At 60.9% G+C, this 19,304-nt stretch carries 17 protein-coding genes; 11 read left to right on the forward strand and 6 right to left on the reverse strand.

Annotated elements, in window-relative coordinates; all coding sequences use genetic code 11:
* The first annotated feature begins 64 nt into the window (after positions 1-64).
* The 4 genes from AX284_RS01260 (at position 65) to AX284_RS01285 (ending at position 3,562) form a co-directional block, all read left to right on the forward strand.
* Positions 65-442, forward strand: a complete 378-nt coding sequence (locus AX284_RS01260) for a MerR family transcriptional regulator (protein WP_068383155.1) — start codon at positions 65-67, stop codon at positions 440-442.
* 1,226 nt (positions 443-1,668) lie between these two features.
* Complete coding sequence (locus AX284_RS01270; protein ID WP_068383160.1) at positions 1,669-2,193, forward strand: hypothetical protein; 525 nt, start codon at positions 1,669-1,671, stop codon at positions 2,191-2,193.
* A 778-nt stretch (positions 2,194-2,971) separates the two neighbouring features.
* Entirely contained in the window at positions 2,972-3,256 is a 285-nt protein-coding gene (locus AX284_RS01280) for a hypothetical protein (RefSeq protein ID WP_143008569.1), read from the forward strand.
* Between the two features lie 105 nt (positions 3,257-3,361).
* A complete protein-coding gene (locus tag AX284_RS01285; protein ID WP_007162522.1) occupies positions 3,362-3,562 on the forward strand; it encodes a hypothetical protein in 201 nt (66 codons plus the stop codon).
* A 39-nt stretch (positions 3,563-3,601) separates the two neighbouring features.
* Here the strand turns inward: AX284_RS01285 and AX284_RS01290 are convergent, their stop codons facing one another.
* Positions 3,602-4,861: a DUF1173 family protein gene (locus tag AX284_RS01290; protein WP_068383165.1), complete on the reverse strand. Its 1,260-nt coding sequence runs from the start codon at positions 4,859-4,861 to the stop codon at positions 3,602-3,604.
* Between the two features lie 970 nt (positions 4,862-5,831).
* On the opposite strand from AX284_RS01290, the gene AX284_RS01295 reads away from it, so the two are divergent.
* The 4 genes from AX284_RS01295 to AX284_RS01310 all read left to right on the forward strand — a co-directional run bounded on the left by AX284_RS01295 (position 5,832) and on the right by AX284_RS01310 (position 7,066).
* Entirely contained in the window at positions 5,832-6,068 is a 237-nt protein-coding gene (locus tag AX284_RS01295; RefSeq protein WP_039976339.1) for a hypothetical protein, read from the forward strand.
* Entirely contained in the window at positions 6,068-6,307 is a 240-nt protein-coding gene (locus AX284_RS01300; RefSeq protein ID WP_007162519.1) for a hypothetical protein, read from the forward strand. The genes AX284_RS01295 and AX284_RS01300 overlap by 1 nt, the downstream gene beginning before the upstream one ends.
* 219 nt (positions 6,308-6,526) lie before the next feature.
* Positions 6,527-6,814, forward strand: coding sequence for a hypothetical protein (locus AX284_RS01305; protein ID WP_007162518.1), 288 nt, complete (start codon positions 6,527-6,529; stop codon positions 6,812-6,814).
* A 51-nt stretch (positions 6,815-6,865) separates the two neighbouring features.
* Positions 6,866-7,066, forward strand: a complete 201-nt coding sequence (locus AX284_RS01310; protein ID WP_007162517.1) for a hypothetical protein — start codon at positions 6,866-6,868, stop codon at positions 7,064-7,066.
* Between the two features lie 521 nt (positions 7,067-7,587).
* Here AX284_RS01310 and AX284_RS01315 read toward each other — a convergent pair.
* From AX284_RS01315 to AX284_RS01335, 4 genes are all read right to left on the reverse strand, one after another.
* The gene (locus tag AX284_RS01315; RefSeq protein ID WP_007162516.1) at positions 7,588-7,797 is read right to left on the reverse strand and encodes a hypothetical protein; all 210 of its coding nucleotides are present in this window, start codon (positions 7,795-7,797) and stop codon (positions 7,588-7,590) included.
* Positions 7,798-7,888: 91 nt separating this feature from the next.
* On the reverse strand, positions 7,889-11,026 hold the full coding sequence (locus AX284_RS01320) for an efflux RND transporter permease subunit (RefSeq protein ID WP_007162515.1): 3,138 nt from the start codon (positions 11,024-11,026) through the stop codon (positions 7,889-7,891).
* A 9-nt stretch (positions 11,027-11,035) separates the two neighbouring features.
* Entirely contained in the window at positions 11,036-12,304 is a 1,269-nt protein-coding gene (locus tag AX284_RS01325; protein ID WP_371099833.1) for an efflux RND transporter periplasmic adaptor subunit, read from the reverse strand.
* 47 nt (positions 12,305-12,351) lie between these two features.
* Positions 12,352-13,560: a TolC family protein gene (locus AX284_RS01335; protein ID WP_007162512.1), complete on the reverse strand. Its 1,209-nt coding sequence runs from the start codon at positions 13,558-13,560 to the stop codon at positions 12,352-12,354.
* 265 nt (positions 13,561-13,825) lie between these two features.
* On the opposite strand from AX284_RS01335, the gene AX284_RS01340 reads away from it, so the two are divergent.
* Together AX284_RS01340 and AX284_RS01345 are read left to right on the forward strand one after the other, a co-directional pair.
* Positions 13,826-14,500 (forward strand): heavy metal response regulator transcription factor, encoded by a 675-nt coding sequence (locus tag AX284_RS01340; protein WP_007162511.1) that lies wholly within the window; start codon positions 13,826-13,828, stop codon positions 14,498-14,500.
* 5 nt (positions 14,501-14,505) lie between these two features.
* Positions 14,506-15,933 (forward strand): heavy metal sensor histidine kinase, encoded by a 1,428-nt coding sequence (locus AX284_RS01345; protein WP_169887035.1) that lies wholly within the window; start codon positions 14,506-14,508, stop codon positions 15,931-15,933.
* A 372-nt stretch (positions 15,934-16,305) separates the two neighbouring features.
* On the opposite strand, the gene AX284_RS01350 is transcribed toward AX284_RS01345, so the two are convergent.
* Entirely contained in the window at positions 16,306-18,516 is a 2,211-nt protein-coding gene (locus tag AX284_RS01350; RefSeq protein WP_425326784.1) for a heavy metal translocating P-type ATPase, read from the reverse strand.
* A 292-nt stretch (positions 18,517-18,808) separates the two neighbouring features.
* Here AX284_RS01350 and cadR point away from each other — a divergent pair, with 292 nt between their 5' ends.
* Positions 18,809-19,240 carry a Cd(II)/Pb(II)-responsive transcriptional regulator gene (gene cadR / locus AX284_RS01355; RefSeq protein WP_186354194.1) on the forward strand — a complete coding sequence of 144 codons (432 nt, stop codon included), beginning with the start codon at positions 18,809-18,811 and terminating at the stop codon, positions 19,238-19,240.
* Positions 19,241-19,304: the final 64 nt, after the last annotated feature.

Raw genomic sequence — 19,304 nt, forward strand, 5'->3', positions numbered from 1 at the left:
GGTCAAGCGCCGCGTGTCATGCGATAGTGGATCTTTCCTGCCACCAATACTTCGGACCGTCGCCATGCCTGCACCCGCGCCTTCCCTCAGCATTGGCCAGCTGGCTACCGCCACCGGCGTCAGCGTGCGCTCACTACGTCACTACGAGGCCCAGGGCCTGCTGGCGGCTGGCCGCGGTACCAATGGCTACCGGCGCTTCTCGGCCAGCGCGGTGGCGCAGGTCCGGCAGCTGCAACGCCTGCTTGGCGCCGGCTTCAGCTTGGCGGAGATCCGCGGCTTCCCGGACTGCATGCGACTGATCGAAGGTGCACAGGCCTGCCCGGAGACCTCGGCTGCGCAGCGCGATCGACTGGAGAGCTTGGAGCGTCAGATCGGTGAACTGGAGAGCCGGCGCGCTCGCCTGCTGCAGATGCTTCGAGAGAGCGAAGGGCCAGGAGCTTAGCTCGCGCAAGCTGAAACCGGCAGCTTCGTGTCGATTGCGTGCTAGGTGCTTGAGCTGGCCTTGAGAGCAGCCATACGCGGAAGGAAAGGCAGTTCGCCCCCTTTCAGGGAGCAAATCGGCGATCGGCGCTGGATCTGTACCGGCACCATAGCGCAACAGCGCAGGCGCCACATGCTGCACCAATCCGATGTCCATCAAAGCGATCGAGTGCGAGGTGGCATCGCTGACGTATTACTAAACCTAGCGACGCTAGCTGCACCCATGAAGCGCGCGCTTATTCTAAAATCGGTCTTTACCTTCAAGATGGCGTCTTGCAAAGGAAGGGTGATCGACCTGCCAAGGAAATCAACTTGAATATTCGCCGTCTAGCCAATGATGTGATGAAGCTGAGTTACCGCGTCGAACGCACCAGCAAGCTCTTGCATTGGATCCTGTATTGGATTGCAAGGGGAATGCATTCAATAAACGCTCATATCAATAGTAGAAGAGCCAAGCGGCGAGACCTTGACCGGTGAAGTGGATAGCGAAGTGGGTACAATCAGTTACCAGCCCCTAGAGGACGGTCATTATGGATCGAGCAAAATGCGGCCTCGCAGCCCTAGCGACTGCGGTTTTAATGGCCGGTTACGCACTCGCCGGCCTCTACTGGTACGGCAAGATCAGCTGGTCTCCCTCCCACCTGTTTTACGAGGCGCCTGTGCCTGGCTGGAACGATTTTTTCGGATGGATGCTGGCCGGCATCGCCTGGATCTCCCCCGCCGTTATAATCGCTCTTGCGCTGCTCCACCTTTCTGGCAAGGCATCCAGCGCTCAGCACTGCTCCCTTCCCCGAGCCTAACCGTCTGAAGCCCTGCCGCGCTGAATCCGCCGTGCACGGCGCCTGCAGGTGTCGAGCATTGATATACGCCACCTCGTGCCGGCGGCCCTACCCAGATCGGGCAACTGGTCCGGGAGCGCGCCGGCGAAGCGGCTGCCATACCAGGTCGAAGCAGCAAGCTTCTCGCCATCTCGATCAGCAGCTGCAGTGAGCGCCTAAACGGTAAGCGGGGGGGTTACCTGTGCGTGAGGGTTCCCATCGCTACTACCACCGCTGAGGTTCACCCCTTCGATGGGCGCAAATTGGCCATTGTCTGGCGGCCGCCTCGGGCACCATCAGGCATTAGGCGATCATCTGTACCGGCCATTGCCTGTTAACCGATGCCTGCTGGCTGACTTAGGAACACATCATGAAGCTGGACGCGCTGAATAAATATCTTGAGGCTACCCAAGACCATCTGGGTGTTGAAGACCAACGCTATGGCGGCGGCTTCCGCGCAATCGTCGCGCACCGCTCGGCTGCTAATTTTCTCTTCGAAAAGCTCGAAGGCGGCGACTTCGACGGGACCGAAGCGCAAAGCTTCCTCAATGAAAATCCATTATTTCCGTCAGCGACAGGCAAAACGCCTCAAGATGCGTTGCAGAAACTAAACGATAAGCTGGAGCTTATCTATCAGTTCGAGCCTAACTCCGGCGTGTATAAGTGGGCCGCGATCCCTCGCTTCAAACTGCAAGCTCAATATGACGCCGATCCAGGTGAAGCCCGGAGTTGGTACGACGTGTGCTGGATCGACGTTGTAAATGACTTGCAGTCAGATGCGCTGTATTTCTACGAGAACTGTCGAGACAACTGCAGTGACCGGGTAAAGCGCGATCTGCACGCGTTGGTTAACTTCAAGTATGAAGGCATATTTGCCGGCCTGAAAATCGGTTGATCGTTCGGGTACAGCGCCTCGCGGCCAGGGCCATCTTTCTTTTACGCGACGTCTGAGCGCGTCCGAAAAGCTAATGTAATTTAGGTCGCCGCTGTTAGCGGCTTCGACGATGGAATAAAATATGAAACAGCCACCCTACATAGTTTTGATTATGGGGCCGATATTTAGTATTGGGAGCGTCTGGTTGCTTTATTCAAACGACCTAGAGCTGGGATATAGCCCCGTTTACACTGCCCTGCTAACGATTGGCGGCTGGGGCGGCGCCCTCTATTGTTGGTACACGCGTCGCAAGGTGATAGCCAACCGCCTTCGCTTGGAAATTCGGCCGAACTCCGCCCAAATAGTTGACAGTCCGGTATTCCATCAGTGGTTTTCCACGCGTACTCACTTCCTAGGCGATCCCGCGGCGTTTAACAGACTGATCACGGAGGTGGTTAACAGGCCAGCTTTTAGTAAAGGACGGTTTATGTATCGGCGAGAGTCCGTCCACGTGCGACTTCACACGGGTGAGTTAACCCTTACCGAGGTAGAGGCCGACCGCATAATGGAAATAGTCGAGAACCATTTCATTGATCCAATCTTCGAGCTAGTTGAGGATGGCGATGCCGAAGTAAATCAGTCAGTTTCCATTAGCGCTTAGCACTATTTATCAATCATAGTTTTAATACGCTGCTCTTCGAGGTGTTCTATGCGAAAGATGTGCACGATATTAGCGATGCTAATAACTACCGGGGCGCATGCGGCGCCTGATCTGAATTACGCAACGCGGGTAGTTTTGGTGACCGAGCTCAAGACTACCGTTGCAGGCACGCATTTAGCCTTCAAACGTCCAGGCGGATGCGTCTTTTCCGGTATTGCGACTGACGCTAAGGTCGTCGAAATCACCCAGAAGACCTGCCGAAACTCGACAACCAAAGTAGAAATGGTTGTCCCCCTTGAAAGGCAAAAGGCCTTTATCGACGCCGACGACGCTTGGCCGGAATTCGATTGGATCAACGACGATCGCCGTAACTATCTGCTCTTCCCGGTGGAGCCTGAAGCTCCAGCACAGAAGACGTCCTAGCTCCTACGGGGAGATCGCCTGAATCGCGGACTCACCGCTCAAGTAGCATCTCGGTAAATGCTGTATAGGCTATCGCCGATTGGCACCCAGACCTTGGAGAGCGTTATGTCGGAGCAGGCAAAGGTGATTGCTTGGCGCGTTGAGTTTAAAAGCGGCGCAGTTGAACTGCGGCCGTTCGAGAGCGGCGCAATTGAATTGCAGCCGGCAGAAGAGTTCACCGGCATGCCTGGGTTCGGACGTTGGGTGACCCCGCTGATCGCCGGCGGCGATACCATCGACCACTGTCCGGACCAAGCCGAAGAGTGAGCCCGGACGGTTGCGCTGCCTGTCCGGTTTCACGTTGACCTACCTGGAAGACCCGTATGCCGCGGGGAACGCCGGTATGTGTTCTCCCCGAGGGTCCTGGGTCGCGTCCCAGCGCCACCAGCCCGTCTTGCCATACTCGTTGCAGTACCACTGTTCTTTCGTGCCGCGCCGTTCCAGGTACTGCGGTGTGGCCATGCCGAAAACCTCGAGCGCGAAGTCCTGCTGCATGTCGAGCAGCCAGAAGTCTGGGAAGACGGCGCACTCATCAGCGTCGTAACGCAGCGGCTTGTCGAACTTGCGCCCCTCATCCCGCAGCTTCTGCTCGACCTTGCCTTCCAGGTCTGAATCAAGCGGGATCCACTGCTCGCTCACCTGCATCAGCGCGACCTCGAGCACATCCGCCTGGTGGGCTTTACCCGGCCGCTGCGCGATTTGAGCGATAGCGATAACCCGGCTTCCCCTGCGCCAGGCGCCCAGCTCCCGTCCGAATCGGCGAGAGGCGGTTTCCCATACGGCAGGGGGCAGGTAGAGCGTTGGCATCCCGAATGGCCCAGTCACCGGCAATCTCTCCGGCGAGCCGCTGTGCCGCTCCTCGTCGTACCTGGCCAGGGGACTGACGACGACCAGCCGCCAGTTGCGTGAGACCGCGTTCGTGGCGATCTCGCGGTTAGTGGCCTCGCGCCGCTTCTCTTTCTGAGCAGCCAACAGCAACACCTGGTCGAGCTTGATGCGAGGGGCTACCGACACCCGCCCGGCGCACTTGTGAAGCAGGTGAGAAACCAGCTCTCCATTACGCTTTCCCGCCATCGCCGGATACCAGGTGGTGAGCCGGCTTTCCGACCAGAGAAGATGCAGCAGGCCCAGGAGCGTCATTGCCGGCTTCTTCACGCCCGGGGCAGCCGGAGGGGAGAGCGCCGCATCCCCAGCTTCCCCAGGCGCTTGCTGCCGTACGCCCCGGGCGAGCCTCACCTTCATCCCCCCGTCGGCGGTTTCTTCCACCACGCCGACTGCGTAGCCCTGCAGACCGGAGCGCTGCGGCGCTGCTGCATAGAAGCGACAGTCATTGGCATGCTCCGGGCCGCTGTGAGGGTAGCGGGCTAGGTGGTAGCCGTCCGATCCTTCGCGCAGCTTGATCGTCAGCTTTCGCTCGCCGCTCCCGGGGCAGCCACATACCCCGTGCTCACGGCCGTAGGCGCGCTCAAGAGCACGCTTCCAGGCCGCGGCATACTTAGGATCCGTCTGGTATCCAGGGGAATAGGACTCCTCGCCCAGGGTGATCCGATAGCGGTTGTTGAGCATAGGCAAAGGTCTCCAAGCCGAAGTGGCAGCTATCTCCTCATCGCGCCCAAATAGCGAGCGCTGCGTGCCGGCGGCGCTGAAGGAGAGATTCCTGTCAGTACAGCACGGCAGCCGGATAGGCAAACTCCGGATTGAGCACGCTCCGGGCGTGAAGCCCGTAGATCTGGCCCGCGGCCGGCAGTCGCGCTAGTCCCTGTACTGAAGCCCCACGGCGGATCGGCAGTTGCGATGCTCTAGGCTGCCAGCCTTATATGGCCAGCAGGCGCGGTCCTTCATGCTCGGTGTCTGGTGCACCACCGTAACCTTAGTCGGCTGCGGGGGCTCCTCTTCTGGCGCCAGGCTTCGAGGGGCTTCGCTGAAGCTCACCACGTTATCGGCGCCGCGTGGCGTGAAGTTGCGGTCGTTGAAGACGGTCTGCTTGCCGACCGACGCTGCCGGCGGCTGGACGTTCGAGGGTGGGGTCGCCGCGGCTGCCGCATTTCCTTCCACGGGTGAAGGCGTGGCACGGCGGACCGTGCCGCGGGTGGTATCGGCCGGCTCTGGGGCAAGGTGAGCTGCAGCCTCGGCGCGATGGGCGGGGTGGCCAGTACCTACGGATGTCGATGGACCTGGCAGCACCCTGCTGGCCAGCTCCAGGGCAGCGAATGTCGCGAGGCCGCCGACGGCAAGGCACACGACTAAAGCGACCGGCCGCGCCCTACGCGGCTTCTGCGCCAGCCAGTCAGGCGCATCATCAGGCTCAGCACTCATTGCCATGTTCAAAAGTCCTTTTTCCTTTGCATCCAGGGCGGCCCCGGCGGTGTCACTCTGCGGTGCCTGACCTACTGGTGCCAGGGTAAACGCGCTGGCGCCCAGACCTGGCCATCCTTCGATGTGCGGTCCCCGACAAGCGATAAGGTGCCCGGTGTTTGCGTTTTCCAGAAGGCCGCTAGCCTAGGAGACGATTCCATCAGTATTGAGCGAGCGCAAGATGAACAGGCACCCCAAAGTCCTACAGGAACTGTATGCGGAGCGGGAGCGTGCGGTTGCCGCCTTGGGCGACGGAGAGCAGATTACCGCCGCAGATCTCGAAGGACTGGATTACTTGGGCCGGTTCAAGGTGGCCAACGAGCACTGGCACCTGTGTGACGCGTCTGCGCGGAGCGCGCTGCTCGGTGACACCCATCATTTCGTCGCTTCCTGCGCACGCCTTCAGGAGTCGAACTGATGGATCACACCACACGGATCGCATTCCTCACCGAGTTACGAGACCTCCTCCAGCGATACGACGCGGAGATCTCCGTCGACTATGACGACTGTAGCGATTTCCATGGAGTCACCGGTGAAGCCATGAGTGTCAGCATGGGCAAAGTTGATCGTTTTCATGGTCGCCCGACTTTCACGCTGGGGGAGGGATGGGGGATAGAACCCGAAGGCTTGTCCCGACTGCTAAAATCCTACGAGTGAGCGTAATCCAGGAGATGCAAAGGGCTACCACAAGGCATTGCCCGGCGGCGGCCTGAACAAGGCCGAGGAAGCTGAGCGCGCGCGGGTAGCGGGTATCTGTGAAATAGAGAGCGCGCACGTCTTTAACCGATTTGCCCACCTGGTACGCGCCGAATGCGGCTGACCAGATTTCAGAACCCTCCCCACAACGACCCCGGCGATGCCGGCGAGGATCTAGCCATGGGCACCACTACCGCCACAATCGTGGATATTCCACAGCTCGAAAAAACCATCCTGCAGATGGCACAAGACTGTCTGATCGTCGCCGAGCAATACCGCGATAAGCGCCTGCAGGGCACCGCTACGGACGAGGATGCGGAGACGTTCGTGGACAATTCCGTGGCCCTGGAGACGTTGGTGAAATTGGCCTACGACAACGATTCCGGAATGACCACCGAGACCCGCATGTTGCTGCTCGGCATCGAGAGTCAGGAGGTCCAGCTGATGCTCCCCCTGCGCGAAGGCTGAACCCTCCCCACTACCTACCCGACCCCGGCGCCGCCGGCAAGGCTCGAATCCATGAGTGAGCAACAAACGGAAATTGATGCCATCAAGGCCAAGATGGACATAGTGCGCCTAGCCTATCAACGCCTGGTGGACGAATCTGATGCGCTGCGGACATGCCTGAACGCGAAAAAGCGCCGTCCGGCCAGCTTGGTAAACGCGCGCGAGGATGTGGCTAGAAGTTGCCGGGCGCTGATATCGGTGTTGAAGAACTGAACCGCCATACGGCACCGCCGTGTCAAGGCTAAATAGAAATGTCGCTCTGGTGACTAAGTAGAAATGTCTGTCTCACCGGCGCAGTAATCTTGTTGTGGACCGCTGACGAAAGTGCCCAGGCGCAAACGTCCACTGTGCAGGTCACGGTAGCAACGTTCAACGCGCTGGGTGGTGGTAGGTGGTGTTCGATTCGGGCTGCTCAACTTGCTACAAGGGGAAGATGAGTGCCTGAAAGCAATTAAAACATTCGCCTCGCCTACCTCCGCGTTCGAAGTTGAGCTGGGCCGCGGTTTTTTCTAAAGCTTTAGATTCTGGCTCGAGTTTTCCTTTTCCTACTGTCGCGCGCGCGGGGCGACTGGGTAGGGAGGTGGAGCGCGGGCAAAAGGGGGGCAAGTGGTGCCGGTGAAGCTGTTTTTCCAGGGCAGTATATTTTTAGGTATGCAGAAAGCGCCACATGGCGCTTTCTGTTCGAGCCTCAGATGCGCGGCATCGATCGTCTACGGCCAAACAGATGCGTAGTCTCAGTTGGTCGCTTTGACGTTGGATGCTTTATCTGGCTGACGCCCTTCCTGTGCCAGCGTTTCATGCATCTCTCGATGCTGCTGGAGCGCCGCCTGGCTATCGCGGAAATCTTGGTTGTGCGAGATCGAGCGCTCGCTGCCGTCTGCGGCATAGCTGAGGTTCGCAACGGCGAGGGTGGCGGCAAACAGGGCAATTTTAAGGAACGTCATGGTGTTTCTCCTTCTAGAGTGCAGCGTGGGTATGAGAGCCACTCTAGAGGGGCGCGGCTAACGCCAGGATGAGCCGCGCATTACAATCCTGTCATCCTGCCGGGGGCTGTTCGCGACGGCGCAGGACGCTGTGGTAGAGCGCAGGCAAGACCAGCAGTGTCAGGGCAGTGGAGGACAGGATGCCGCCGATCACCACGGTCGCTAGCGGGCGTTGTACCTCCGCCCCGGTGCCGGTGGCCAAGGCCATGGGAATGAAGCCCAACGAGGCCACCAGCGCAGTCATCAGCACCGGCCGCAGGCGGACCAGCGCGCCCTCGCGCACGGCGATATCCAGCGGCTTGCCCTCCTCCAGCAGGCCACGGATGAAGGAGACCATCACCAAGCCATTGAGCACTGCGACGCCCGACAGTGCGATGAAGCCCACACCGGCCGAGATCGACAAGGGAATGTCCCGCAACCACAACGCCAATACCCCGCCCGTCAAGGCGAAGGGAATGCCGGTAAAGACCACGAGGCCGTCGCGCAGATTGCCGAACATCATGAACAGCAGCACGAACACCAGCAGCAAGGCCACCGGCACCACGAGTTGCAGGCGGGCGGCGGCGGCCTGCAACTGCTCGAATTGGCCGCCCCAACTGGTCCAGTAGCCTGCGGGAATTCGCACCTGGTCCGTGATGGCGGCAGTGGCATCCGCCACGAAGCTACCCAGGTCCCGATCGCGCACATTGGCACTGACGATCACCAGGCGCTTGCCGTCTTCTCGGCTGATCTGATTCGGCCCCAGCACCGTTTCCAGGCGCGCCACATCGGCCAGGGGAATGAACTCGACGCGGCCTTCCACCGCTGGCAATGGAATGGGCAACCGCGCCAGCACCGCCGGATCGCTGCGCAGGGTTTCCGGGAGGCGGATCATCAGATCGAAGCGGCGATCGCCCTCGAAGAGCGTGCCGGCCTTGCGTCCGCCGAGCGCCGTGGCAATCACATCCTGGATGTCGCCGACATTGAGGCCGTAGCGTGCGGCTCGCTCACGATCGATCTGCACACTCAGCAGCGGCAGCCCACTGGTCTGCTCCACCTTCACCTCGGCAGCGCCGGTGACCTTCTGCAACACCCTGGCGATGTCCGCAGCGGTCTTGTTCAGCACCGCCATGTCATCGCCGAAGACCTTGACCGCCACATCGCTGCGCACCCCGGAAATCAACTCGTTGAACCTCAGCTGGATCGGTTGCGACAGCTCGTAATTGCTACCGGGTACACGCGCAGCCGCTGCTTCCAGCTCAGCCATCAGCTGCTCGCGAGACTTGCCTGGATCAGGCCACTGCGCCTGCGGCTTGAGCATCACATAGCTGTCGGAGATGTTCGGCGGCATCGGATCCGCGGCGATCTCGGCGGTGCCGGTCCTCGCGAATACCCGCTCCACCTCGGGTACCTGATCCAGGATGGAGCGCTCCAGGCGTTGCTGCATATCCACCGATTGCCCCAGGCCGGTACCGGGCACCCTTAGCGCCTGCAGCGCGAAATCACCCTCGCTCAAGCTGGGTACGAATTCACTGCCCAGGCGCAGCGCCAGCAGCACCGTCAGCACCACGCTCAGGCCAGCGCCGGCGAACACCAGTGGCCGCCGGCGCATGGCTGCATCCAGCGCGACGGCATAGCCGCGCCGCGCCGCGCTCATCAGTCGATTGTCCTTTTCCTGCACGCGACCCGTGACGAACAGCGCCACGGCCGCAGGGACGAAGGTGATGGACAGCAGCATGGCGCCCACCAAGGCGATCACCACGGTAAAGGCCATGGGATGGAACATCTTGCCTTCCACACCCGTCAGGGCGAACACCGGCAGATAGACCACCATGATGATCAGCTGCCCGAAGATGAGGGGTCTCCGCGCCTCGCGGGCGGCGGCGAACACTTCCTGGAAGCGCTCCCGGCGATCGAGCGCCCGACCGTGCCGTTCCTGGGCATGAGCCAGCCGGCGAATGGCATTCTCCACGATCACCACGGCGCCATCGACGATGATGCCGAAGTCGAGCGCACCCAGACTCATCAAGTTGGCGCTGACCCGATTCGCGGCCATGCCGCTGAAGGTGAAGAGCATCGACAGCGGGATCACCAGCGCGGTGATCAGCGCCGCGCGCAGATTGCCGAGGAAGACGAAGAGCACGGCGATGACCAGCAGCGCACCCTCCACAAGATTCTTGCGTACCGTAGCGATCGCCTTGTCCACTAGCGTGGTGCGGTCGTACACGGCGACCGCCTGCACGCCTTCCGGCAGGTTGCGGTTGATCTGCGCCAGGCGCTCGGCCACTGCCAGGGCCACCTCGCGGCTGTTCTCACCCACCCGCATGAAGACGGTGCCAAGCACCGCCTCTTCGCCATTTTCGGTAGCTGCTCCGGAGCGTGACTCCTGCCCGACCCCGACCGTGGCCACATCCCGGATCCGTACCGGAGTACCGTCCACGGTAGCGAGCACGATGGTGGCGATATCCTCGACGGAGGCGAGCTGCCCCGGTACCCGAATCACCAGCTGCTCCCCGGCGCGCTCGATGAAACCGGCGCCGACATTGGCGTTGTTCCGCTCGAGCGCCATCGCCAATTGCTCTAGGGTGATGCGATAGCCTGCCAGCCGTTTGGGATCGGGCGCGATCTGATACTCCTTGGCATAGCCGCCAATGGTGTTGACTTCCGCCACCCCGGGCACGGTGCGCAACTGGGGTTTGACGATCCAGTCCTGGATCTCCCGCAGATCGGTGAGCGTATAGGCTTCGCCGTCAGCGCGGCGCGCCTGGGGCGCGGCCTTCACCGTCCAGAGGAAGATTTCCCCAAGCCCCGTGGACAGCGGACCCAGGTTGACCTCCACACCCTCTGGCAGGGCTTCGCGCGCACCCTGGAGGCGCTCGCTCACCTGCTGGCGAGCGAAGTACAGATCCGTCCCATCGGCGAAAATGACGCTGATCTGGGCAAAGCCCGAACGCGACAACGAACGGGTCCGGTCCAGTCCCGGCAGGCCGGCCATGGCTGTTTCCAGCGGATAGGTGACCCGCTGCTCGACCTCCAGCGGCGAGGCGCCCGGTACTTCTGCATTGATCTGCACCTGGACGTTGGTGATGTCCGGCACCGCATCGATGGGCAGGTGGCGATAGCTGTAGATCCCGAGTGCAGCGATGCCGAGCGTGGCAAGCAGCACCAACCAGCGCTGCTCAATGGCGAAGCGAAGAATACGTTCGAACATGATGCGCCCTTAGTGGGAGTGCTCGGCCGAGCCCTTGCCCAGTTCCGACTTGAGAATGAAGCTGCCGCGGTCGGCCACTACCTGGCCGGCGCTCAAGCCCTGACGAATCTCTGTGCGCTCACCGTCCCGGACCCCGGTGACCACGGGTGTCGCCTGAAAGCCGTCTGCCGTCCGGACGAACACCACGGTGCGATCCTCCACGACATGCACGGCGCCATTGGGCACGCCAAGTACCTTGGCCTGTCGCTCGTCATCGAGCCGCACCGTAACGAACAGACCCGGGCGCCAGGCGCCCGCCGGATTGGCTAGGGTGACGCGCGCGGTCGCCGCCCGGGTCTGTTCGCCCAGCAGATTGCCAACATGCGCCACGGTGCCCTCGGTGCGGCTATCCAGCTCACCCGCGAGTACCTCCACCTTTCGGCCAACGGTGACTCGATCGAGGTCACGCGCAGGAACGGCGAACGTGGCCCAGACGCGGGACAGGTCGGTGAGCGTGAAGAGGTTGCTGGCTTCGTCCACCCGCTCACCCAGGACCAGGTGCTTCTCCACCACCACGCCGTCGAAGGGCGCGCGCAGCTGGTAGCGACTGCCGCCCTGAGCGGAGGCTGCTCCACCCAAGGCCTGTGCTTTTTGACGGGCGTTGCGTACAGCAATCTCGGCTTCCTGCAGTGTCTGCCGCGCCTGCAGTAGATCCTGCTCGGCGCTGATCCGCTCCTGCCAGAGGTTCTGCTCGCGGGCATACAGGGTGCGCGCCAGTTGCAGCCGCTGCTGCGCGGTCGCCAGCTCGCTGCGCACCTCGGAAAGCTGCTCGCTGGCAATGACTGCTAGCACCTGTCCCTTGCGCACCCGGTCTCCAAGATTCGCCTTCACCTCCTCGACGACGCCGGGCGTACGGGACACCACGTGAGCGGTACGATCTTCATCGAAGCGAATCTCGCCCGGAAGACTCAAAGAGGCGCCAACGCTCACCGGCGTGACCACCTGGGTTTCGATGCCGGCTGCTCGAATCTGCTCTGCGCTCAGCTCGACTTCGCCTTCGGCATGCGTCTCTTCGCCGTCGCCATGGGCGCCCTCGTTCGCGTCATGGCCGTCTTTGCCTTCGTCCAGATCAGGGCGAGGCTGGGTCGCCTCAGCCTTGGCATCTGCCGATTTCGTTAGGGGGGCAGCGGGTTCGGGGTGGTCGTGACCGGTACCCGCCTGAATGGTACTGAATGGCAGCCCACCGCCAATTACTGCAATCAGCAGCGGCCGCAGCAGTCTCGGCCTGAATGAAGTCATGGTCATGCAAGAACTCCGCACCCGATTTATTACCGGGATCTGTAGCGTCATGGGGAGGTGAAGAGCGGGCCGTGGAGGCGTTCGAGGCGGGCCCAGGCATTGATCTGCGCACGTTGAGAGAGCAGGTACTGCCCCCTAGCGGCAATGAGGGCGCGCTGGGCTTCCAGCACATCCAGCTGGGCAAAACGTCCCAGCGAGAAGCCGCGAGTTAGGTCATCGACCGTACGCTGGCCCGCCGGCAAAACCCGGTTGCGCAAGTCGTCGACGTCAGCTGATGCACTACGCCAGTCGCGCAGTGCCTGCAGGGTTTCGGCCTGGATCTGCAGCTCGGTCGCTCGCTGTAGATCCCGGGCCTGGTCAGCGCGACTGGACGCGGCGAGCAGGTTGCCCTGGTTGCGATCGAAGAGCGGTAGCGGGAGCGAGAAGCCCACCAGATTGACCCGCTCCCCCTCGAGCTCGTCGTATTGGCTGCCCAGGCTCACCCGCACGTCCGGATAGCGCTGGCTGCGCTGCAGATCGACGTCGGCATCCCCGGCGGCTACCTGCCGCCGCGCCTTGAGCATCGCCGGTGTCTGGCGGATCGCCTGCAGCAGTAGGGCTTCGCCGGGAGGTGCGGGCAGACGATCCAGGTCACCGACCGGCTCACCGAGCTCTGTCACGGAGACACCCAATTGGCGGGCAAGACTCACCCGCGCGTTGTCACGCTGCTGCAGTGCGCGTCTCAGCTCCAGCCGCTGGGTGACCTGTTCTACCTCCGCGCGGGTACCCGATACCGGTGAAATCTTGCCCGCTCGAATTTGCGCCCCTGAGCTGTCCAGGCTGCGCTGTGCCAGTGCCTGCGATTGCTCGGCGAGCCGCACCCCTTCAGCGGCCAGTAACAACTCGTAAAAACTCTGGATGACGTCCGCCCGGAGGGCATAGCGTCGCGCCTCGAGGTCCGCATTGACCACGCCAGCGTTGGCCTCGGCCACCGCCACCCGGGCGGCGCGCTTGCCACCCAGTTCAAAGGGCTGGGTGAGCGTGAGACTGCGCGTCTGACTGGCAGAGCGCGTGTCCTCGACCTCGAAGGCGAGTTCCGGGTTGGGCAGGAGGCCTGCCTGCTGCCGTGCACCTGCGGCCGCGGCGGTCTCCTGGCGGGCCGCCAGGTAGTCGGGATTGTCGCGCAGGGCCTGGGCCAGCGCCTGCTCCAGGGTCAGCGATGAGGCCTGGACCGGTCCGCCGGCGAGCAGCAGACCTAGCCCCAGCGCCAGACCCATCAGGCGCCATGGGGCGGGATATCGACATGGAAGGGATAACGGCACTGCAGCGACTCCTGTGCAGAAGGCGCGACGTTCGAAGAGATCGTCGCGTGATAGCGGAGCCGACTCTAGGGAGCGCCACCTATCGCTCCGGTGACGCCAACATTACAAAGCTGTAAGGAAGTTGCCGCCGTCCAGGTATACCGGCACGCTTGATCGCTTGACTCTCTAGCGGCTACAGGCTTCAGCCTCCGCAACATCCTCGACACGACTGATACAGACGATGCGCTTACTGATAGTGGAAGACGAAGCCCGCGCCGCGGATTATCTGCAGCAAGGCCTCACGGAGAATGGCTATGTGGTTGATCGCGCCGCGACCGGGATTGATGGTCTGCATCTGGCTCTGCAGCAGGATTACGACCTGATCCTGCTGGACATTAATCTGCCGACTATGGACGGTCTGGAGGTCCTGGAATTGCTGCGGCGACGCAAGCAGACCCGCGTGATGCTCCTAACGGGCCAGAGCCGAACCAGCGAGCGCGTCCGAGGACTGGACGCCGGCGCTGACGACTATCTGACCAAGCCGTTCGAGTTTCCGGAGTTGCTCGCCCGCATCCGCGCGTTGCTCAGACGCGGCGAAACGCGAGTGGTCAGTGATACCCTGCACCTGGCCGATCTTGAGCTGCATCCCTTTCGCCATCGTGCGTTTCGCGGGGACCAGCGCATCGACTTGACCAGCAAGGAATTCGCGCTGCTTCACCTGCTCATGCAACGCCAGGGCGAAGTGCTCTCCCGCACCGAGATCATCTCGCGCGTTTGGGACATGAATTTCGACTGTGACACCAATGTGGTGGAAGTCGCCGTTCGACGCTTGCGGATGAAGGTCGATGAGCCCTTCGGGGAGGCGCTTATCCATACAGTACGAGGCGTTGGCTACGTGATGGAGCGCCGTTCATGAGACCCATGAGCCTCGCCCTGCGCCTGGGGATGATCGTCACGAGCGTGGGCTTGCTGCTGGCTATCATCTTGGTCGTTATGGTGTACAGCGTTCTAGAGCGGGAGCTTGATAAGCGTGCTGTTGACCAGCTGCAAGCCAAATTAGGGCAGATCCAGCACAGCCTGGAAGAGCGTCCTGCAAATCCTACCAAAGCGCCTTGGCAGCACGTACTAGCTGACGCTCTGCTCGGCCACGATGAGCTGTCGGTCACCGTGCTTTCGGCGGAAGAGGACACACCCCTGTATGGGCTTGGCTCCCATGCCTATGCCGATGAGCTACGGCCGGGCCGTTGGCCAGACGCCCAGACGTTGGCCTGGCATTCTGATGACGGCCACGATCTATTAACTATCCGGACTAGCCTGACCATCCCATCGCTGCCTCCACTACAGCTACTGCTCAGCCAGGACCGCAGCAGTGATAGATTTTTGTTGGATGCTTTCCTACGTGCAGCCTTGATAAGTCTGCCGATTCTGCTACTGCTGATTGGCGCCGCGGCGTGGTGGACGGGTTATCAGGGCCTTGCGCCGTTACGCCACTTCCGCCGTACTGCCCGTGCGATTACTACCCGGCAGCTGACATTGCGAGTGGATGACACCAATCTGCCTGCAGAAGTAGCTGATCTAGCCATCGCGCTGAACACGATGTTGGAGCGCCTCAATACGGGCGTGCAGCAACTAGACCGCTTTGCAGACGACGTTGCCCATGAATTGCGCGCCCCGCTCGGGATCCTCATAGGTCGAACGCAGATGGTACTTAGCCGGAAGCGTGACGAGGCCACGTATCAAAAGGCCTTGGAGGACTCCCTAGACGAACTGGACCGCTTGAGCCGTATTGTCGCGGACATGCTCCTCCTCGCGCGTCTGGACAGCCACGAACCGCTAACCTCACTGAGCCAAGTGGCCGTCGAGCAAGAGACACTTAAGGTCTGTAGCCTGTTTGAGGCTTATGCCGAAGCGCGCGAAATAGAGCTAGTAGTCAAAGGACAGCTTCAAGTCGAGGGCGACAAGTTGATGATCCAGCGTGCGCTATCGAACCTGCTATCAAACGCTATTCGCCACGCTTATCCAAGAACGGCTGTGATAGTAGAGCTTGGCGCGCAAGAGGAAGGTGGTGGATGGGCAGCTGTGATAAACCAAGGATCTCCCATAGATCCGGATGAGTTATCGAATGTCTTCAATCGCTTTTACCGGGCTGGCGATCAACCTACAGGCGGCAGTGGATTAGGGTTGGCGATCGTCCGCGCGATTATGATTTCTCACCGGGGCCTGGTGCAGGCCGAATCTCATAATGGAATGACGCGCTTCACGCTGACATTTCCTCCAGCAATTACGCCCGTAACCAACTTTGATGAACAAGGCGAAGCGGAAGCGCTTTGTTCCCCCACCAATAGATAGGTGTGAGCACGATGCTGGTCGATATGGCAGCGTAGACATGTCAATAACTAACCCGGAGCTGTTATAGACAGGGCTGCATATGCAGGACTTCCCGACCAGCGTCTTTCTGCAGACGAACTACAACGTCTTCCAATGCAGCAAGCAGCGCGAGGATACTCGGGCAACCTGTTTATTCGTTTTTACGCATATACGAATGTACACATACCCCTGCCCATGAAGCTGCTTATCTCGCCCGAAACGATCGAGGTGCTGAAGCAGACCTTACGGCCTGCCCGAAGGCTGGGTAACCCAGTAACTGCAGTTGTGATTGGCGCGAGGATTTGCCGTGGGACACCTTTCAAACCCTCCCGGTCATCAACGAGGAATGCCAGCTTATTGGCGCAGCAACCTTAGCCCGTTGCCCACTACCAAGAGGCTGGCTCCCATATCGGCGAATACGGCCATCCACATGGTTGCTTGCCCAGTGAAGGTCAGCAGCAAAAAAGCGGCTTTTAGGCCAAGTGCAAGCACGATGTTTTGCAAGAGCACCTGAGCGGTGGCGCGAGAGAGCTTCACAAAGGTTGGAATCTTGCGCAGATCATCGTCCATGAGGGCCACGTCTGCTGTCTCGATGGCCGTGTCGGTGCCCGCAGCCCCCATCGCAAAGCCAATGTCGGCGCGTGCCAATGCCGGGGCATCGTTGATACCGTCTCCTACCATGCCGACCTTACTGGACTGGGCAAGCTGTTCGACTTCGCGCAGCTTGTCGGCCGGTAGCAGGTTACCTTGGGCGCGATCTATTCCGGCCTGAGCAGCAATCGCTTGGGCGGTATGTGGATTATCGCCCGTCAGGATCACGGTCTGGATACCCAGCGCATGCAGCTCGGCTATCGCATTGCGGCTGCTGTCCTTGATGGTGTCGGCGACAGCGAAGATCGCCAGTACATCGTCAGCCCCTACCAGCATCACCACGGTCTTGCCCTCGCTTTCGAGCGCCGTGATGCGCTGTTTCAGGTCCGAGGAGCACCCCCTCAATTCGTCGACCATTCGATGGTTTCCAAGATGATAGGTCTGTCCATCGATCACACCGCGTACGCCCTGGCCAGGCAGCGCGGCAAACTCCCCGACCTCTCGCAGCACCACACCGTCGCCAACGGCGGCTTTCGCGATGGCTTTGGATACCGGATGGTCAGAGCGGCTAGCGAGACTCGCTGCAATGCTGCGACTGCTATCGGTCAAGGCGCTGTTCAAGGAGATAGCGTCGGTCTGCTCGGGTTTGCCGTGGGTGAGCGTGCCGGTCTTGTCCAAGGCTAGCCACCGCAGCTTGCGACCATCCTCCAGATAAACGCCACCCTTGATGAGGATGCCTTGGCGTGCTGCGGCAGCCAGTCCGCTGACGATGGTGACCGGAGTGGAAATGACCAAGGCGCAGGGGCAGGCCACCACCAGCAGAATCAGGGCCCGATAGAGCCAATCCATCCAAGCTGCGCCCAGAAGCAGGGGAGGTAGTACCGCCACGGCAATTGCTAGCACGAAAACGGCAGGCGTATACCAGCGGGCGAATTGATCGACGAAGCGCTGGGTTGGAGCGCGGCTGCCTTGCGCCTCTTCCACCATTTGGATGATGCGTGCCAAGGTGGAGTTGCCGGCCACCGCCGTGACGCGATATTCGAAGGATCCAGACTCGTTGATAGTGCCGGCATAGACCGGATCGCCGGGGGCCTTTTCAACGGGAAGGCTTTCCCCAGTGATCGGCGCTTGGCTCACGGTGGAGCCGCCCTCTAGCAGCACACCATCGAGCGCGATGCGCTCGCCCGGCCGCACCCGCACCCGGCTACCGATAGCGACCTGCTTGGCCTCCACATCGAGCCAAGTACCGTCAGGCTGCTGCACCGTGGCTTGTTCGGGGGCTAGATCGAGTAGGTCCCGGATGGCATTGCGGGCACGATCCAGCGATTTGGCCTCAATGACCTCGGCGAGGGCGAATAACACCATCACCATCGCCGCTTCCGGCCAATGGCCGATCAACATGGCCCCGGTGACGGCAATCGACATTAGGGCGTTCATGTTGAGATTGCGGTTCTTAAGCGCTATCCAGCCCTTTTTGTAAGTGGACAACCCACCCAGGGAGATGGCAATCAACGCCAGTACCAGGACCGACCAATGATTGCCACCTAGATACCAGTACATGCCCTCAGCGGCTATTGCAGCAGCAAGAGAGAAGCCGAGCGGCAGCCACGGCGTCGAGTCGCTATAGGCCCTTGATGGTGGAGTGCGATAATTCTGGGTGTCCAGCTCCTGAGCTTCGAAGCCTAGCGACTGGATCGCATCGAGTACCTTGGCTAGCGCGCTGGCGGTATGACGCACAGTCAATGTGCGCTGCATCAGATTGAAGTCCAGATCAACTACACCAGGAAGAAGGGTGAGCTTTTTCCGAATCAGGGTCTCTTCGGTAGGGCAATCCATCTGGGCTATGCCAAGACGGGTAATCTGCGTGCTCGGGTCGTCTCCCTGACGCACCGCCTGCATACCGACCGCTGACAAGGCTTCTTCCAATGGGGTCAGCGAAGGCAGGTTGTGCCGTACGATCAGCGTGCGCTTCATCAGGTTGAATTCCAAGCCGACAACGCCGGACAAGCCCCCCAGCTTGCGCCGAATGAGCGCTTCCTCTGTGGGGCAGTCCATATTCTGAATAAGGTAGTGAGCTTCCCTAGCCTCGGCCAGGGCGCTGGCCGTCGGTTCGGGCGTAAGAAGAGGGCCTGACGCAGCCGAGCTGCAACCGCACCCCTTTGATCCGCAATCGCTCATGTCAGCCCCCACTTTCACCGTTGAATGGGGAGCATTACAATCCCTATAGTTACTATAGAGTCAAGCACTCAAGGCGGCCGAAGTGGACATGAGGATTGGGGAGCTAGCCCGGCTCACAGGATGCGAAGTTGTGACCATCCGCTACTTCGAGAAGGAAGGGCTGTTGTCGGAGCCAGCACGTAGCGCCGGGAATTACCGGTTGTACAGCAAGGCACACCTTGAGCAATTGCAGTTCGTTCTGCACTGCCGCACGCTGGACATGACGCATGCCGAGATTCGTGCCCTGCAGGGCCTGCGCGAAAACCCAAGGCAGGACTGTAGCGAGGTCAACGCGCTGCTGGATTCCCATCTCCAGCAGGTGGAGGCGCGGATCGTGGCATTACTGCAGCTAAAGCAGCACATGACTGCCTTACGTGAAAGGTGCGGTGGAGCGCGCCCCATCGAGTCCTGCGGTATTCTGCAAGGGCTAGCGGATTGTTCTTTCCATACCCCAGGGCCTATTAGGACTAGTGAGCCTTGAGCCCACATTGGATATATCCGAACTCTGCAGGGAGACACTGAGCAGCAGCATGAGCACCCATTTC

It is taken from the genome of Pseudomonas sp. HUK17, from assembly GCF_001566765.1.

What these genes read in the sequence shown, in the direction of transcription:
- AX284_RS01295 (WP_039976339.1), top strand. Translation starts at nt 5,832, where the DNA reads ATGAACAGGCACCCCAAAGTCCTACAGGAACTGTATGCGGAGCGGGAG.
- AX284_RS01285 (WP_007162522.1), top strand. Translation starts at nt 3,362, where the DNA reads ATGTCGGAGCAGGCAAAGGTGATTGCTTGGCGCGTTGAGTTTAAAAGC.
- AX284_RS01335 (WP_007162512.1), bottom strand. Translation starts at nt 13,560, where the DNA reads ATGGGTCTGGCGCTGGGGCTAGGTCTGCTGCTCGCCGGCGGACCGGTC.
- AX284_RS01320 (WP_007162515.1), bottom strand. Translation starts at nt 11,026, where the DNA reads ATGTTCGAACGTATTCTTCGCTTCGCCATTGAGCAGCGCTGGTTGGTG.
- AX284_RS01325 (WP_371099833.1), bottom strand. Translation starts at nt 12,304, where the DNA reads ATGACTTCATTCAGGCCGAGACTGCTGCGGCCGCTGCTGATTGCAGTA.
- AX284_RS01290 (WP_068383165.1), bottom strand. Translation starts at nt 4,861, where the DNA reads ATGCTCAACAACCGCTATCGGATCACCCTGGGCGAGGAGTCCTATTCC.
- AX284_RS01340 (WP_007162511.1), top strand. Translation starts at nt 13,826, where the DNA reads ATGCGCTTACTGATAGTGGAAGACGAAGCCCGCGCCGCGGATTATCTG.
- AX284_RS01305 (WP_007162518.1), top strand. Translation starts at nt 6,527, where the DNA reads ATGGGCACCACTACCGCCACAATCGTGGATATTCCACAGCTCGAAAAA.
- cadR (WP_186354194.1), top strand. Translation starts at nt 18,809, where the DNA reads ATGAGGATTGGGGAGCTAGCCCGGCTCACAGGATGCGAAGTTGTGACC.
- AX284_RS01345 (WP_169887035.1), top strand. Translation starts at nt 14,506, where the DNA reads ATGAGCCTCGCCCTGCGCCTGGGGATGATCGTCACGAGCGTGGGCTTG.
- AX284_RS01300 (WP_007162519.1), top strand. Translation starts at nt 6,068, where the DNA reads ATGGATCACACCACACGGATCGCATTCCTCACCGAGTTACGAGACCTC.
- AX284_RS01310 (WP_007162517.1), top strand. Translation starts at nt 6,866, where the DNA reads ATGAGTGAGCAACAAACGGAAATTGATGCCATCAAGGCCAAGATGGAC.
- AX284_RS01315 (WP_007162516.1), bottom strand. Translation starts at nt 7,797, where the DNA reads ATGACGTTCCTTAAAATTGCCCTGTTTGCCGCCACCCTCGCCGTTGCG.
- AX284_RS01270 (WP_068383160.1), top strand. Translation starts at nt 1,669, where the DNA reads ATGAAGCTGGACGCGCTGAATAAATATCTTGAGGCTACCCAAGACCAT.
- AX284_RS01260 (WP_068383155.1), top strand. Translation starts at nt 65, where the DNA reads ATGCCTGCACCCGCGCCTTCCCTCAGCATTGGCCAGCTGGCTACCGCC.
- AX284_RS01350 (WP_425326784.1), bottom strand. Translation starts at nt 18,516, where the DNA reads ATGAAGCGCACGCTGATCGTACGGCACAACCTGCCTTCGCTGACCCCA.